General features: G+C 34.7%; 7 protein-coding genes. All 7 read left to right on the top strand.

Annotated elements, in window-relative coordinates; translation table 11 throughout:
• Positions 1 to 199 precede the first annotated feature (199 nt).
• The 7 genes from A6I66_RS11625 (at position 200) to A6I66_RS11655 (ending at position 18,708) form a co-directional block, all read left to right on the top strand.
• Complete coding sequence (locus A6I66_RS11625; RefSeq protein WP_067149476.1) at positions 200 to 8,101, top strand: LamG-like jellyroll fold domain-containing protein; 7,902 nt, start codon at positions 200 to 202, stop codon at positions 8,099 to 8,101.
• 72 nt (positions 8,102 to 8,173) lie between these two features.
• Positions 8,174 to 9,082, top strand: coding sequence for a leucine-rich repeat domain-containing protein (locus A6I66_RS11630; RefSeq protein WP_067149479.1), 909 nt, complete (start codon positions 8,174 to 8,176; stop codon positions 9,080 to 9,082).
• Between the two features lie 940 nt (positions 9,083 to 10,022).
• Positions 10,023 to 11,156 (top strand): FecR family protein, encoded by a 1,134-nt coding sequence (locus tag A6I66_RS11635; protein WP_157614193.1) that lies wholly within the window; start codon positions 10,023 to 10,025, stop codon positions 11,154 to 11,156.
• Between the two features lie 151 nt (positions 11,157 to 11,307).
• Complete coding sequence (locus tag A6I66_RS11640; protein WP_169815728.1) at positions 11,308 to 14,796, top strand: SusC/RagA family TonB-linked outer membrane protein; 3,489 nt, start codon at positions 11,308 to 11,310, stop codon at positions 14,794 to 14,796.
• Between the two features lie 2 nt (positions 14,797 to 14,798).
• Positions 14,799 to 16,343 carry a RagB/SusD family nutrient uptake outer membrane protein gene (locus tag A6I66_RS11645; protein ID WP_067149485.1) on the top strand — a complete coding sequence of 515 codons (1,545 nt, stop codon included), beginning with the start codon at positions 14,799 to 14,801 and terminating at the stop codon, positions 16,341 to 16,343.
• 25 nt (positions 16,344 to 16,368) lie between these two features.
• Entirely contained in the window at positions 16,369 to 17,277 is a 909-nt protein-coding gene (locus tag A6I66_RS11650; RefSeq protein WP_157614195.1) for a type 2 periplasmic-binding domain-containing protein, read from the top strand.
• 51 nt (positions 17,278 to 17,328) lie between these two features.
• Positions 17,329 to 18,708 (top strand): TlpA family protein disulfide reductase, encoded by a 1,380-nt coding sequence (locus tag A6I66_RS11655; RefSeq protein WP_067149489.1) that lies wholly within the window; start codon positions 17,329 to 17,331, stop codon positions 18,706 to 18,708.
• The last annotated feature ends 52 nt before the right edge of the window (positions 18,709 to 18,760 follow it).

Here is an 18,760-nt window from a genome sequence, read left to right on the forward strand (position 1 = left end):
TCAGTGGTTTATGTTTCTTCTTTTTCATATATTCTGTATCTTATTTTTTTTTGACATGCATATTTTTCCTTGTTAAATAAGTGTTAAATATCGAATGAAGCATAACATTCAAATTACTTTTAGTTAAAATTCAAACCGATTTCTCATTCTAATTTCGCGAAAAATTTTTTTAACTAACAAATTAATTTACGTGATTAAAATGAAAAAACATTTACTATTTATCTTACTCATTTTTTCTCTGGGTCTGAGTTTTGAGCTTGAAGCTCAAACGGTCATACCAGGAGATTCTTTGGTGTTTGGTCCTATGTTTAGCCCTGTTTACGAAAACAAGGTTCGAGTTTGGGTGCTCACTAAAGGTAACACAGGTTCGGGAGAAACACTCTCCTTATCCATGACGGCTTCCCAGTCGGAAGCTACCGAACTAACAGGAACAGTTTATAATTCTGATGAGAGACTAGAGTATTACCTAAGATCTTATGAGTTTGAAAATTTAACCGAGGGTGAGACCTACACGGCTACGTTACAAACTAACGGAATACCATCTTTAAGAACTTCATCCATTATCAATGAACAAAATGTTATAGACAATTTTGAGTTTTTGGCTGGTGGTTGTGGCAGAATCTATGACACGTCTCGCTGTGTAGATAGACCAGAATCCTTAACCCATATTAATGGCAATCCAGAAATGTTTAATCATATGGCTCAAGAAGATGCTGATCTTATGGTTTGGTTGGGAGATGCGACCTATCTTCTAGGTTTGCAACATGCTGGAGGACAGTGTCCTGATGCGATAGATGATTGGGCCAATAAAGATATGGCTTTCGATCGATATAGGTTTTATAGACAGTTTCATGATCAGTTAACTATGGCTATGCCTCAATTATCTATAACAGATAATCATGATACTGGACCAAACGAGTTTAATAAAACGATGCCAACCTTACCAGAAATGCGCGAAATATTTATGGACTGGTGGCCAAATCCAGAATATTTAAGTACGACAGAGGGCCAAGGCTTACAGTCGTCGTATGTTTATAAAGACGTAGAGTTTTTCCTTACAGATAACAGGAGTTTTAGAGATGGAACGGCAGATCATTTTGGAGATGAGCAGCTTGAGTGGTTAAAGCAAGGGTTATTAAATTCTAAGGCTACTTTTAAGGTTATTATAAATGGTACTCCAACTTTTAGAGAAGTTGGTGGAAGAAATTTTAGTGTTAGTAATCAGGCTGAAGAGTTTTTACAATTTATCCAAACTAATAATATTAATGGTGTGCTTTCATATTGTGCAGACATTCATGACCAACGTTTTATGGTTCGTGATGCTGATACAAAATATCCAATGTTCGATATTATGTCTGGTAATATCAATTCTGATATTGGAGGTAATGGAGAAGCGGGACATTATAATGTCAACTATAATGCGTCTAATGATATTTTAACCGGTGTGAAGCATGGTTACGTTAGAACGAATGTTTTTGGTGATGAGGGCGATAGAAGAATTAAATTTGAGTATGTTGGTTTTGATGGGGCTACATTCTTTGAAGAAGTTGTTCATGAAGACATGCTAACCAGTGAGAACTCAGACGCCCATAATTTATCTTTAGATTTTGCAAATGCGCTTAAAGATAATTCGGAATATAATCATAGTTTGGAAGCTGAAAATTATAATTTTGGTGTAGATAAGGATGATAATACAGATAGTGCTCTAGTGTTTACTGAAAACACGAATCTAACTGTTTCTGCATCTAAATCATTAAACTTTTCAGATAAAGCATATAGTTTAGGTTTTTGGGTTAACCCGAGTAGCTTAACTTCTAAAGGCGCTACGATAGTCTCTAATGCTACGGCAACGGCAGGGGTGTCTTTTGGTATTTCAAACAATGGAAACTTAAATTATAAAGATCATGCTACAGGTATAATTCACGAAAGTAATTATAGTGTTTTAGAAAATAGTTGGTCTTATATCACGTGGAAATATGACAATGTAAGAAAAAATCTGGCTTTATATTATAATGGCTTCTTGATTCAAACCTGGAATAATGTTACTTCTCCTATCGAGTCGTCTTCAGATTTACGTATTGGTAATAACATAGAAGGCAAGCGCTTCTTAGGAAGCATAGATGACCTAGAATTATACGCAAGGCTAATTTCTGATAACGATATTTTAGAGGATGCTAATGTAGAATCTAATCGTGATAATATGTTAAGCCTATCTGGAACACAGGAAACTACAATAGGTTCAGATGTTTCCAATGGCTTATTCGCAAATGACTTTACGGTTCAATTTTGGGCCAAATTAAATGCAGATCCAGCAACTAATGCATCAATTTTTTCTACACATGGAAGAGTTGATGGAAATTCAACAGGACTTTCGATAGAATTTTCAGATGCCAATAAATTAAGTGTTGTATTCGGAACAAATAGTTCAGGTTGGGATAAAATTAATAGTCAAGGAGATATTTGGACAGTTGGTGAATGGAATCATATTACTGTTTCAGCAAAAGTAGGTGGAACTGTTAAATACTACCAAAACGGAATATTAGTCGCTGAAATGCCTTATAATGGTTACCATCCTAATACTTTTGGTTTAGGGATTGGGCATAGTCCTAACTATGGAAGTTCAATTAAAGGTGATATCGAGGACATGAGAATTTGGAGTAAAGTTTTAACTTCCGAAGAAATAGAGAAATATTTACACTATCCATTAACAGGAGAGGAAGCTGATTTAGCATTATACTACAATTTCGAATCTGAGACAGAAGAAGAGACAACCGTAATAAGCAAAGGCGATGTTAACTACGAATTGGATATTACTACAGCTAGCTTAGCATCTGCAACAGCTCCTATTGGGGATATGCCGACGGCCTATCAAGATTTTGTTTCTGGTAACTGGAGTAAGAAAAATAACATGCTTAATCATGGGCTAGGGTTTTCTGATGAGATTTCTTTGTTCACGAGCAATATAATTGTGGGTAAACAAATAGACGATGCTATTTCTGCAGTGCCAAACATGCCAGACGTGCAGTATTTAAAAGGTGGATGGAAAGTAAATCCATTAAATACACCATTTGCAACGATGAAATTCAATTTAGAAGCAACTGTTGGCGAATCGGCTAGTGCTATTTCTGCATCAGCTGGTCACTATTATCTTTTAAAGCAAATTGAAGGAGAAACAGAGTTTTCTATAGTTGATGAGGGTACTTTTGATGGTACTAGTGTAAGTTTCTACAATGTGAATGTACAAGAAGCGGTATATTATCTAGCTTGGGAAGAAGGTGAATTTGTTCCAGGAAGGGGAGGAGCGTTAGCTTTGTTAGATGCTCATGATGTAAAAGTTGACAATACCTCAGTAGAAACTGTTTTGGGAGGAGCGCACACCATAGAGTTTTGGTTAAGCTTACCTGAAGACCCTAATGATAAAACTATACTATCTAACCACGGAAGGATTGATGGTAATTCTACAGGTTTTACCTTAGAATTAGAGGGGAATAACACCATAACAGCAGTGTATGGAACTAATGGTTCAGGTTGGGCAAAGGTAACGTCACATATAGCTCTTGAGATTGGAGAATGGAACCATATTGCTTTAACTACCAATCCTGGGGGTGAAATTCAACTCTATATAAATGGTAATTTGGAAGGAAGTACAGCTTTTGATAGCTATGTACCTAATAATACTTGGGACTTAGCCTTTGGTCGTAGTCTTAGTTATGGCGGGCAAGTGCTATTTGTGGTTGATGAATTTCGTATGTGGTCTACAGTACGCACGCAAGAAGAAGTAGTTGCTGATATGCATAAAGTATTAGATCAAGCTAATGAAGAGCTTCAGTATCACTTTAGTTTCGATCAAGAAGATAACGGCCTATTAGATAATAGAGGGATAGACCAAGGTGAGGTGACATACTCCAATGCATCCATTTTAGCGGCTACTAGCCCTGTAGCCGAATCTGTTATTGATTTTCAGGATAGTATAGCTGCAAGTTGGAGTTATACAAGTGAAAAGACTTCAGGAATGTTTGTTGACGCTACAATTAGTAGCTTTATTGAAAATGTTGTTTTTGGAAGAGATTATAATAATGCTACCTTAGATCTGCCAAATGCAGAAGAAGAGGATACACATTACGTTGCAGGTGGGTGGAATGTTAACGCTATGAATATGACCACGACTGATATTGCAATCGATTTATCTTCTGTGTTTGAAAATGTTGAAAAGATTGCAACTACCGTCGATGAGTATATGTTAATTAAAGGTGATCCACAAGTGGCTTATGAGGTCATAGCATCTTCGACAGTACAAACTGACCATATCGTTAGTTTTAACGACGTAGAGATTGGTAACGGTGTGTACTATATCGCTTATCACGTAGATATGGCTGCAGCTATAGCTAAGCAAGGCGGTGCTTTTAATCTTGAAGGCGATCATCAAGCACTTATACCGTCAAGCCAAATAGAGCCTATTTTAGAAAAGGATTTTACTATCGAGCTATGGACTAGGCTAACAGAAGATCCAGGTGAAAATGTACCGGTGTTATCCAACCACGGAAGAATTGGAGGAAACTCTACTGGTTTTTCATTAGAATTCCCAAGCAACAATTCTATTAACGCCGTATTTGGTACTAACGGTTCTGGTTGGAATAAAGCAGAGTCCCGCACGCCGTTAAACATTGGAGAGTGGAATCACGTGGCTGTAACTGTGTCATCGCTAGACAACGAATTAAAGCTCTACGTAAATGGAGAACTAAAAGCAACAAATGCGTTTGACGGTTATGTTTCTAACAGTACTTGGGATTTTGCTTTGGGAAGAACGATAAACTACAATGGTGAATCTAAGTCGACTATAGACGAGTTAAGAATTTGGACTAAAGCTAAAAGTCAGCAAGAAATTTTGGCAGATATGCACAAATCACTTAACGATTCGAATGTAGATTTAGCTTATAATTATACTTTTGATCAAGAAAACAGCGGATACCTTGTAAACTATGGAAGTACTGTAGTGGAAGTGCCATATATAAATTCTAACATAATTCCTGCTACAAGTCCAGTAAGAGTAATTGATGCTCCTTTTGATCAAGAAATAGCTGGAAGTTGGAGTCTTGTAAATGATGACTCTAATGGAATGTACTTAGCAAGTGATATTACAGATTACGATACCAATGTAGTGTTTGCAAAAGAAGCTGGAGACGAGGTTTTACCAACAGTCGATTTTACAGAGACTAATGTATTATTTCTTAATAGTGCATGGATAATGGATCCTTTGTTTATAACTAAGGGATCTATTAAAGTTGACGTTTCTAAAGTATTTGATAATTTAAATTTAGTAGAGCTTATTGCTAACGAATACTATTTATTATCTGGAGATCCTTTAACTGCTGTAGAGGTCGTGTCATCTGGATTAAAAGAAAATAATGTAATAATCTTTAATGACGTTGAATTTAGTACAGATCAACCTGTTTATTTAGCTTGGAAAAATATTGATGAATATCCTACAGGAAGCTTTCCAATTGAATCTGGAGGACTTTGGAAGTATAATGATTTAGGACAAGACTTAGGTACAAGTTGGACAACTTTAGAGTTTGATGATAGTGCCTGGGCATTTGGAAATGCAATTTTAGGTTATGGAGATGGTGTTGAAAGCACTACTTTAGATTTTGGTCCAGATAGTTCGACGAAACATCCAACGTATTATTTACGTCATATTTTTAATGTAGATGATGTTGATGCCATAGGGGATTTACTTTTCAATGTAACTTATGATGATGGCGTTATTGTTTATGTTAATGGTGTTGAAGCTTTTAGGTTAAATATGTCTGAGGGTGAAGTAACCTACGATATGTATGCTGCTGGTGAAATTAGTGGAGACGCTGAAAGCGCTTGGACAGAAATAAAAACAGCTAACCTTCTTCAAAATGGTGTAAATGTAATTGCCGTAGAACTTCACCAAAATAATGGCACAAGTTCTGATGCTCGCTTTGATATGGAAGTATCTTATGAGTTACCACCTATTGAAGTAACAGAGTACCCTGTAAATAAAGACGAGCAATGGTATGTGCTAGATGAAGGTACAGATTTAGGTACAGATTGGTTGGCACTAGATTATAATACCATTTCTTGGGACAGAGGATTTGCTCCTTTTGGATATGGAGATCCTGTTAATACAGAAGTGTCTTACGGTCCTGATGGGAATAACAAGTTTATTACAACTTATTATTTGAAGGATATCAATGTTTCTTTAAGTGATTTGACTGATCTAGTTGAATTAGGACTTCGTAGAGATGATGGTGCCATTGTATATGTAAATGGTGTTGAGGTTTTACGAAATAATATGCCAACGGGGACAATTGATTATTTAACACCCGCTGTAAATGCTGTAGATGGTATTAATGAGAATATTTATCATACTTCTACTGTTTCAAAAGAAATATTCGTTGAAGGACTTAACCGAATTGCTGTAGAAATCCATCAAGCAAATGCGTCAAGTTCAGATACACGTTTTGATTTGTATGTTAAAAACACAGAAGATTTAACAGCAGCTTGCGAAGCTGATCATATAAGTTGTATAACTTCAATAACTCCTACGTCTCAAACGAGTAATTTAATTTTATCACCAGAGCACGATTTTCAGGTTGTTATGAAGGAAGGTGATCCCTATTCAATAGGAGGTGGAAATATGCCTGGTACAAACGATTTTACAGCTTATGTTGCTATTGAAGGTAGTAGTGAACAAGGCTATTTAGCTGTTAATCATGAGAACACACCAGGAGGCGTGTCGATTTTAGATATTAGTTTAAATAACACAACACAACTATGGGAGGTAGACGAAAGTCAAGCTGTAGATTTATATGATGAGAACCTGGTAACAACAACACGTAACTGTTCAGGGGGTATTACACCTTGGGGAACCGTAGTTACAGCAGAGGAAAGTACTAATTCTGGAGATGTTAATGGTGATGGTTACCAAGATGTTGGATGGTTAGTTGAAATTGACCCAGCAACAGCATCTGTTCTCGATTATGATAACGATGGCAAAAAAGACAAATTATGGGCCATGGGAAGAATGAACCATGAAAATGTTGTCGTTTCTAATGATGGGACAACCGCATATTATGGAGAAGATGGAGGTACACACTGTCTTTATAAATACGTTATGGATACTCCAGGTGACCTTACAGAAGGTACAGTATATGTATTGAGCATGGATATTGCTTTATCTGGTAACGATCCAAGTTCATCTAGAGGTACTTGGATTGAAGTTCCTAATGATACGCAATCCGATCGAAATAACATAAATACTATTGCAGCTAACCTTGGAGGAACAGCTTTTAACGGTGTTGAAGATGTTGAAATTAATCCAATAACGGGTAAAATATATTTTGCAGCAAAAGGACTTAGTCGTGTATATAGATTTACAGATAATGGCGAACAAGTGAATGATTTTGAAACCTTTGTTGGAGGAATGAATTATGAAATCAATTCAGAATCTGGTTTGCAGTCTGAACCTTGGTCAAACGGAAATGATAATTTAACATTTGATGACAAAGGGAATCTTTGGGTACTTCAAGATGGAGGTAAAAATTACATATGGATTGTGCGTCCAGATCATACACAAAGCAATCCCAATGTAGAGTTGTTTGCTTCTATGCCTTCTGGCGCCGAACCTACGGGTTTAACTTTTACGCCAGATTATAAGTATGGATTCTTTTCTGTGCAACATCCTAGCGGAAGCAATGCGCCACAAGTAGATGCTGCTGGGAATGATATTACTTTTAATGCTTCTACAACTATTGTATTTGCTTTAGATGGTAATTTAGGTGAAGGGTCACTGAGTACTGAAGATCATGAGCTCGTTAAAGATGTCATCTTGTATCCAAACCCGACTAACGGTAAGGTAACTTTACAATTTGCTACTTCTCTTGTAAACAAGGATGTCTCTGTAGAAATAAGTGATATTTTAGGTAGACCGTTAATGCGTTATAGTGATTTTAATACAAATAGTAGTCGACTTTCATTAGACCTAGGTGAGTTAAAATCTGGAAACCAAGTACTTTTATTATCCGTTGAGTTAAGTGGAGTTAAAAAGGTTTTTAAAGTGTTGATGAAGTAAATCATACTTACATAGAGTTTTTAATTTTAGAAGCAGGCATTTTTTGTCTGCTTCTATTTATATATACTAATTATGAGAAATTACATCGTTTTTACGATTATAGTTAGCTTGTCTTATATTGTTCAAGCTCAAAATGCTAATCCTTATAAAACTAGAGTTTATAACAATATAAAAATTGCTGTAAAAAAAGCAAATGATGTAGAGCAACTTAGTTTAAGGGATCAACATTTGTTTAATATGCCTAAAGAGATAGGAGATTTTAGGGCCTTAAAGTTCTTAAATATGATGGGAAACAGTTTAGAGTCATGGAATTACGATATCTTTAATTTAAAACTCTTAGAGGTGTTAATAGTTAAGAAAAATGATCTAAAATATATTCCGGAGGAAATATCAAAATATCAAAATTTAGTAAGATTTAATATATCTACGAACAAAATTACTGCTTTGCCAGAAACAATTGGAGAGCTATCTAACTTGAGGTTTTTACACTTGTCTTTCAATGATTTGACTTCACTACCCGAAAGTATAAGCAACTGTAGAAAATTAGAGGTTTTAGAATTAGACAATAATCAACTAAGATTTTTACCTCATGAACTAACGCAATTGTATGATTTGAAAACGCTTGACTTAGGATATAATCAGTTTTATGAATTCGACTCAGACTGGTTATTAATTAAAGGATTAAAAACACTTAATATTGAGCACAATAACCTTGTAGCGCTTCCTAATGAGATATTTAAGCTATCTAAACTAGAAACTCTTATTCTTAACAATAATAAAATTGAGGTATTACCTGAGAGTATTGGGGAACTTCCTAATTTAGAGTTATTAATTTTATCAAACAATACGTTGACAAAATTACCAGATAATTTATCGGATCTCAAACACCTAAAAACTTTAATATTAAAAGGGAATAATTTTTCTAATTCTGAAATTGAAAGAATAAAAAAAGCCTTGCCGTACTGTAAGGTTTATTTGTAAAACCTGTATGAGTCTTAAATTGTTGACTATAGCTTTATAATAGCAGAATTTATATATAGTATTTTAAAACTTAAGCTACACATTTAATAAAGTTAAAAATCAATCTAAATTTTTTGAACGTAAATTTGGTTTACATGAGTTTTAAGCGGTTTATTCTTGATATGCTCTGTTTATTATTATTATTATTATTATTATTATTAAAAATGAAATGGTCTTAAATGTAGTATTTTGATTAAATTTGACAAGTGAATGTCAAAAACTGGTTTGAAAATGTCCTATTAGGTGTCTTGTTTAAAAACCACGCTATTAAGCAATTGAAATACAGTGTGTTGTGTTTTGTTTCGGAATCCTGTCATCCCGACTAAATGATCTAAACTGTTTTGTGTAAAATGTTTTTCACATTTTTAAGCAAGACGGTTTAGATCATTTGCAACGATGTTTTTTCTGGATTAGTTAAATCCTGTCATCGCAAAAACAAAAAAAAGTGATTCTGAAAAGAGTCACTTTTTTTGTTTTCTGTGGTGTCACGGTTTTAATTGAAAAGTTGATAAAAATAAATAAGGATGCCAACCTAGAACATTTGTATTTCCTGTCCTTTATAAAATAGATTATTGAATATATTATGTATTCATCCTTTTTTTAAATACCCCACCTCCTTTTTTATTTTATAACATCATATTTCCTAATTATTGAATTTTTTTTCACCCAAACAGTAGTTTTTTTACAAAAAAAATTAAAAGAGAGTAATATGTTATACTTGATTAATTAAGTACTTGTAAGTCAGTGCATTGTCTTTTTATTGTTATGCTTTTAAAATGGCGTTACTGAATGGTTAATATCTAATTAATCGCATCAAAAACTAAAAAACATTGAATTTTTTTAGGGGTTTTCTTTTTAATACAAGTAATAATATAAACTAATGCCTAAATAAGTGCTTATTATGAAAAAGATGATTACCAAGTTTTTAATCAATACAATCTCCAATGAAGAGCTTCTGGAGTTATATGAGTGGTTGGAAGATCCAGACAATCAAAAGGAATTTGAAGCTACGGTTGCAGATTATTATGATGTAAACATGGCAGTGCTTAAAAATGATGTAGATAAAGCTTATCAAAAAGTAATTGAAGGTATTTCGAAGGAGTCAACAAAAAAGAAGGTCATTCCAATTTATAAAAGGAACTTCCTTAAATATGCGGCAGCTATTGTCATTTTTCTTGCAACGAGTATTTATTTCTTGAATAAAAACAGTTTTAATGAAGTTGATAATATTTCAATTCAGCCAGGAACAGATAAGGCGACTTTAACGTTAGCTAATGGCACAGAAGTTTTTTTAGGAGGTGAATCAACCTATCAAAACGAACAAATAAACGGTAATGGGAAAGAGATTATTTACAAAAATACTACAAGTGAATCGTCTCTAGTAGAGTATAACTATTTAACCATACCTAGAGGAGGCCAATATCATGTTGTGCTATCAGATGGAACGCAAGTATGGCTTAATTCAGAATCACAATTAAAGTACCCCGTAAATTTTGTTAAAGGTCAGCCTCGCGAAGTGGAATTAGTTTATGGCGAGGCTTATCTTGATGTAGCAAAAAGAAAAGAATCAGAAGGAGAACCTTTTTCTTTAAAAGCAAATGATCAACACATATCAGTTCTAGGTACTGTATTTAATGTGAAAGCTTATAAAGATGAGTATGAAACGTTAACTACTTTAGTTGAAGGTAGTGTTTTAGTGAGTAACGAGGTGAATAAAAAAGTTTTAGTACCAGGAGATCAGTCTAAATTATTACACGACGGTAACACTTTTAATGTGTATAAGGTCGAAGTTGAAGATGAAATCTCATGGAGAAAAGGGGTGTTTAACTTTTCTAATAAGCCCCTAGGTGATATTATGAAAGTCCTATCTAGATGGTATGATATCAACATTACTATAAATAATATGGAAATCAAAAATTTAAAGTTTACAGGGGTGTTAAGTAAACAACTAACCATTATTGACATCCTGGAAACTATCAAAACAACTAACGATATAACCTATACTATTAAAGCCAATGAATTGAAGATAGAATAATAAAAAAGGGATAAAACTAAACATGTCAGCGCTAAGTGATATCCCTGCTTATTGATTAATTAACTCTAGTAACCAACCAAAATTCAAATTTATGAAAAAAAGAATCATGAACTCACTTTTCTTATCAAAGAGAAGTTTTTTAACCACTATTATGAAAGTATTTATTTTACTTTTCACTACGGTTGTTTTTAGTTTCACACCAACAAATGGATTTACTCAAAACGATAAAATTAAAATTGATGAAAGTCAGGTTGTTTCGGTAGATGAAGTCTTTAAACTGATAAAAAATCAAACAGATTATACTTTTATTTATAGGTCTAATTTATTTGAAAAATATCCAAAAGTAGCGATAAAAAAAGGAATCATTAAAGTAAATGAACTACTAGGGAATGCGTTGTCTAAAGGCAACTTCATTTTTGAGTTTTCCAAAAATAATATCATTGTTATTAAGGATAGAGTTGAGCCTATTGCTGCAAGTACACCTAGTGTAACCCTTGGGTCAATACAAGTGCCACGGCAAACCATTCGCGGGAACGTTGTGAACGAGAAGGGAGAACCCTTACCAGGCGTTACCGTTAGGGTTAAAGGTCAGAATAGAGGAACAGCAACCGATTTTGATGGTAATTTTAGTATATATGCCGACGAGCAAGCCACTTTAGTTTTTAGTTTTATTGGTTTTGTTACTCAGGAAGTTGAAGTTAACGGTCTTACCGTTGTTAATGTCAAGTTGATCCAAGACATTTCAGAATTAAGTGAAGTGATTATCGATGGGTATCAAGTTAGAGATAGACGAGAAACAAGTAGTGCTGTAACAGTTGTTGAAGTTGGCGATATAGATGTCGTAGGGTCTGTGAGTATAGAAAACATGATTCAGGGGCAAATTGCCGGAGTTAGTGTTGTTAATAATTCTGCTGCTCCAGGAGCTTCACCAACAATTAGAATTAGAGGTACAGCTACATTAAGTGGAAACGCAGAGCCTATCTGGGTTGTCGATGGTGTCATGTTAGAAAGTGGTGTTCCTGCTACGCCAGCACAATTAAACGATCCAGACTTCTTAAAAACTTTTAATAGTTCTATTGGAGGAGTAAACCCTAACGATATTGAATCACTTACCGTATTAAAAGATGCTTCGGCAACAGCAATTTATGGAACAAGGGCCGCCAACGGTGTAATAGTTGTTACTACAAAAAAAGGAAAAGTTGGTAAGCCACACATCTCATTTAATCATACATCGGGAATAAAACCGAGACCGGGTTATGAAGATTTTGATTTAATGAGTTCTCAAGAACGTGCCGATTTTTCTTTCTCATTGCTTGAGGATGGTGTCGGTCTTAATGGTGGTGTTGGTGTTGCTTATTACGATGGTCTTTATACGCGTGGTGGGATTACAGAAGCAGAATACATCGAGGGAATAAGAAAGACTTCTCAAATGAATGTAGATTGGTTCGACCTTTTATTTCGTAACGCCATAACTAATACTACCGATATTAGTTTTTCTGGAGGTTCAGAAAAAAGTAATTACTATACCTCACTAAGCCATATCAATGAAGAAGGTTTAGAAAAAGTGGCCGGCTATAAAAGTTATAGTGCTATGGCAAAAGTGAATACCCAACTTTCTGATAGATTTGATTTGGGTATTATTTTAAATGCATCTAAAAGAGATCGCGAAATGAGTTATACAACCGATCCTTTTGATTATGCGTATAAGTCTTCAAGGTCTTTGCCAGCATTTAACGATGACGGTAGTTATTATTTTTATGGAAACTATAATTACAATTTCTTGCATGAGCAAAATACGACACACCAAAGCTCTAATCAGCACGAAATTAGAGGAACATTAAACCTTGATTACGAAATTGCAGACTGGTTAAGCTATAATTCTGTAATGAGTTATACTTATTCTGGTAGCAAAACGCAGCAATACGCTACAGAGGAGAGCAACTACATAGCACGTTTACGTGGTTATAACTTTGGGCAAGGCTCTACAGAGCAAATTGAGAGTTCTAGCCTGCCTTTTGGAGGTGAGTTTAATCAAATAGATTTTTCTCAGGAATCATATCTTTTTAGAAACTCTTTAAACTCAAGGTTTAATATTGTTGAAGATTTAGGGGTAGATATCATGGCTGGAACCGAATTTAGAAATGTGGTTTACGACGGATTAACGACCAATAGTTATGGGTATTTACACGATAGAGGAAAAATTTTTTACAATCCACAATCATCAGAAGAGACGGGACACATTCTTAGAAATACTGCATCTCGTTCTATTTATGACAGATCGTTTGTATCGTATTTCGGTACCATCTCTTCTATTTTTAAAAATAAATATGTATTAAATGCGAATATTCGTTTTGATGGTTCGAATCTTTTTGGTTCAAATCCAGATTATCGATACTTGCCTCTTTGGTCGGTATCTGGTAAATGGCGCATTGCTCAAGAGTCGTTTTTAGATACAGCCTCTCTTATCGATGTTTTAGCTGTTAGAGCGTCTTACGGATTAAGAGGGAATATTGTGGAAGAATCTTCTCCTCAAATTATCTCTTCAGCATTACCTCCAAATGGTTTTACTTACTTGCCAGAACAACAAATCATTCAGGCTGCAAATCCAGAGCTAAAATGGGAAACCACAGAAACTATAAACCTTGGACTTGATTTTGCTTTTTTTAACAATAGGCTATCGGGTGCTATAGATTTATTTAAAGATTTAGGAAACGATTTAATTTCGTATAAAAATGTTTCTGGTGTAACAGGGTTTGAAAACAAAGCGGTGAACTATGCAAATATCATGAATCAAGGTATCGATATTGGTATAAACACTGTAATTGGTAATAGAAACGGCTTCTCTTATAATCTGGGCATTAACGCTTCAATGGTTGATAGTGAGGTTACCCAATCATTTATTGAGCCTTCGATATCTAGTTTGCTATCATCAACTTATACTGTTGGTCAGGTGGTAGAGGGTATGCCTATCAATTCTATGTATTCATACCGTTTTTCGAGAATAAATGAGGAAGGACGCGCTATGTTCTTTGATGAGCATGGTACAGAATACGATGCCTTAGATCCCGATTTTAGAACCAATGTTCAAGATAATAAAAGTGCCTTAAAATATGAAGGGTCTCGAGTTCCTACAACAACTATAGGTATTACAAACAGATTTAACTACAAAGGTTTTCAATTATCTTTCTTACTTGTTGCTGGTTTAGATTATAAAATAAGGCTTCAAAACTTAGCCTTTGATTCAGAGTATGTAGAAGCCGAATTTAATTTACGTAGAGGGGTTCAAAATAGGTGGAGACAACCTGGAGATGAAAGTTTTGCAACAATCCCTTGGCTAGGTTCATCGACGTATTCGTATACGCAGGCCAACATGTTTAATAACAGTGATGCTCAAGTGGTAGATGGTGATTACTTAAGGCTGAGAAATGTATTGTTACAATATACTTTGCCTTCTAGCTTTACCAATAACTCCGGTATTTCTAACGTCGTATTCAAGTTTCAAGCAGATAATTTATTTGTATGGGCAGACAAACGTTTAGATGGGATGGATCCAGAAACGGCAAACTTTAACACGTCATTTTCTGGAGGATCATTACCGTTGCCGAGAACATTTACATTAGGTATTAGTTTAAATCTGTAATTATGAAAATTGAGAAAAAAATGAAAAATAGATATAATATATTTCAAATGTTATCGATGCTACTAATCATTTTTGGTGTGGTGTCATGTGATGATTATTTAGAGGAAGTGCCTCAAAATAAGATGAATCCGTCTACTGTAACAGACTACAGAGAACTACTTAATTATGGTTATATCACCGATGAAAGAATCATGCCATACATAGAGGCTTTAGGTGATGATATTGGCTTTTTTGAAGATGATAAAATGTTTGGTTATAATTCGGGAGCGCCAAGACCAGATATATCCGATGACTATATGGGAGCCTATATGTTCGATAATTCTCATGAAGATACCATGGGAACTGATATTGCTTTTTCAAGGCTATATGAAAGTATTTATTATGCCAATTTAGTAATGTCTAATATCGATAACGCATTGTCTGTAACTATTGGTGATGAGATGATAGACTATAAAAACAATTTAAAAGGAGAGGCACATGCTTTACGAGCTTTTTCATACTTCTACCTTGTAAATTTATATGGGCAGCATTATAACCCAGCGACAGCAAGTTCAGACTTTGGCGTACCTATTACTAAATCTACTAGTGCTGAAGATAAAGCGTACCCAAGATCGACAGTAAAACAAGTTTACGATTTAATTATGTCGGATCTGGAAAGTGCTGTTACTCTTATGGAAGCTAATCCTATTGATAAAAATACCAAGGTGCTTTTTGATGTTCAAAGTGCTACAGCTTTACAATCTAGAGTCGCGCTATATATGCAGGATTGGGATAAAACTATTGAAGTCGCCAATAAGGTGCTGAAAACAAATAATTCTATTTTCGATATTAGTGGTCTATCAGATACATATAATGAAGCAACTTCTATCGACTTTAATACTTTTAGAACAGGAATCGATTATTTAGGCGTAGAAAATACGAATATCCTATTTGGGAACGGTGCCACCGAGAATATACCTATTCTGTCTATTTGGCCAACAGTTACAACATTTTCTGTAAGTAAAGAATTAGCAGATTCATTTGAAGAAGGCGATGTAAGACGCTACTATTTTATAGGTACACACAATAGAACGCTTTGGGGAAGATCTGTCTCTAAGTTATCACTCGTCAAAAATAGGGAAAACACACCCTTAGCAACAAGTGCTGCATATAATAGTTTTCAAGGTTATAGTCGTGTGCTACGTGTGGAGGAAGTATTGCTAAATAGAGCCGAAGCTTACGCGCAAAATAACCAGTTACAATTGGCTATAAACGATCTAAATACTTTAAGGGTTAAAAAAATTAACCCAACTTTTTATAATGATTTGGACTTAGGGAGCTTTACTAAAGAGTCGCTTATCGAATTTATTTATAATGAGCGTAGAAAAGAACTATGTTTTGAAGGTCACCGTTGGTTCGATTTAAAACGCACAACACGACCAGCAATGTATAGAATAGGCTATGACGGACGTGAAGCGCATTTAGAAAAAGACGATCCGCGTTATGTATTGCAGATACCAGAAAGTGAACTTCAGGTGAATCCTAGCATTGTAGCAGCTCCTAGATAATTTATCAACCTTAAAGAAAAAAATCATGAAATATATAATAAAATTAATGTCTCTGTTACTGCTTGTTTCTTCATTTATGTCTTGTGAAAAAAATGATGATGTAGATGATTTTTCAGAATTTAACGGTAAAGAACCGTATCCGCTTATAGAAAAAGGAGATACCGAAGCTAGTCAACTTGCTTATAGCCTGTATGAAGATTATGATTTGCATACCTATTATACCCTTGAAGGAGATGAGGCTTTACAAACAGAATATGGCTCTATGAGATTAACAACTTTTTCACCTATTAAGGCTGAAGAAGAAAGAGCGGCAGTAGTGCTTAAGTTAACAAGTGAGATGTACGATTTGTTTAAAGATTATAGAGAGTTGCAAGTTTATAGAAGACTTATTTTAATTGGGAATGACTTTTTAAGCACAACCACTAGAAACTACGATAAGTATGGTTTCAATAGAGATTTCAATACCTATAATATTGAGGGTACACAAATTCTTTCTAATATTAACAACACCTTCGATTTTAACTTGGCACTAACCAAGGAAATGTTGTTGTACACCTATTTTAATGGTTACTTCCGTTACCATTTTGGTGTTCCAGAAGAATTTACTAGCGTCACCGCTGGAGATTACCGTTGGGAATTATTAGCAAAAGGAGAGCCTGCCTTATTTACCTCTGCACAATACGACGAGGAGCGTGCTACAGATCTAGGTTATGTGCATCCTTATGGAACACTGGCTTTTGTGTTCAATCCATATATGGACTGGGAGTCGTACGTGGTTTGGATTATTTCGAGACCAAAATCAGAAAGAGAAGCCTGGTTAAACTCAAAACCTAGAATTAAAACAAAATATGATATTGTAATTAAAACAATGTTGGAAGACTTTGGAATGGATTTAGAATCCTTTTCAACACAGTGGCAATCAATCGGTATATAAATTCAATATAAACAGTCCCATAAAATACACTTTATTACAATATTCAATCTTATGAAAAAAACCACACTGAGTTTTGGATTGGTATTAACTCTAATGGCGTGCAATAAAAAAGCGCCATTAGATTATGCCATACTAACGGGTCAAATCAATAACCTTGAAGCCAAAGAAATAAATTTAGAAAAAACAGATCAATCCTACATTAAAGATATTACTGTCGCACCCAATGGTTCCTTTACCGATACCATTAAACAGGCATCAGGGGTATATCAACTTACCGTTGAAGGAAATAGCATTCCTGTATATTTAGAAAATGAAAACGTTGTTAAGGTAACTGCCGATGCTAAGGAGTTTAGTAAGTCTCTTGAGGCGTCTGGCGAAGGGTCTCAAACAACAAAATATTTCATATTTAAAAGGAAAAAGACCCAGGAACTAAAAGGCAAAAAGTCTTCGTTTTATGCCTTAGAAGAGGAGGCGTTTAAAAATAAAGCTAAAAACATTAGTACAACACTTAATACCGTGTTGGATACAGTGAAAGGTGTGGACCCTGCTTTTAAAACCTTAGAAAAACGCAGCCTCAATTATGCTTATTTACTAGAATTATCTAGGTATTCTACAGGGTATCATAGCTATTGGGCAAAAAATAGAGACTATGAGCCGTCTCGCGATTTATTAGCCGAATTAGAAGTGGTTGACGTTACTAATGAGGAGGATTATAAGTTTTCTCCAGCATACAAACACTTAGTTACGGCGCATTATGTTAAAATGATTAGAGCCTTGTCGGAAAAAGATTCGATCGATTTTGCATTGGCTAAGGTTAAGGTACACTCTAAAATCTCTAATACTTTTATAAAGAATGATCTCATATTTTCGGGAGCTGAATATGGCATGGTCAAAACAGAAAATTTCGAAGATTATTATAAAATTTTTATGAGTGCTTCCACGGTTAAAGAGCATAATGATAAAATTACCTTGCTTTACAATAAGTTATTAAGTCTTAAGCCAGGACAGCCGTCTCCAAAATTTATGAATTACGAAAATAATTCAGGGGGAACATTGTCGTTAGACGATCTTAAAGGAAAGTTTACATACATCGACGTTTGGGCAACTTGGTGTTCACCGTGTTTGGCTCAAGTGCCTCATTTAAAAAAATTAGAAAAAGCATATCACGGGAAGCAAATTAACTTTTTAAGTATTTCAATTGATGCTTCTAAAGACTATGAAAAATGGAAAAAAATGATTGTAGAAAAGGAGCTTGGTGGTATTCAGGTGATTGCAGATAAGGCTGCTGAATCTCAATTTACAAAAGACTATTTCATTTCATCAATACCACGTTTTATATTAATCGACCCTAACGGATTAATCGTAACTAAGGATGCACCGCGCCCTTCAAGTCCAGAGTTGATCGATTTATTTAATTCGCTAAACATTTAATTTATTAAAGCCTCAATTTTTTATGCCGCTTAAAAAAATAGGTTAGCATGCT

The sequence above is a fragment of the Pseudotamlana agarivorans genome, from assembly GCF_001642835.1.
Classification (GTDB): Bacteria; Bacteroidota; Bacteroidia; order Flavobacteriales; family Flavobacteriaceae; genus Pseudotamlana; species Pseudotamlana agarivorans.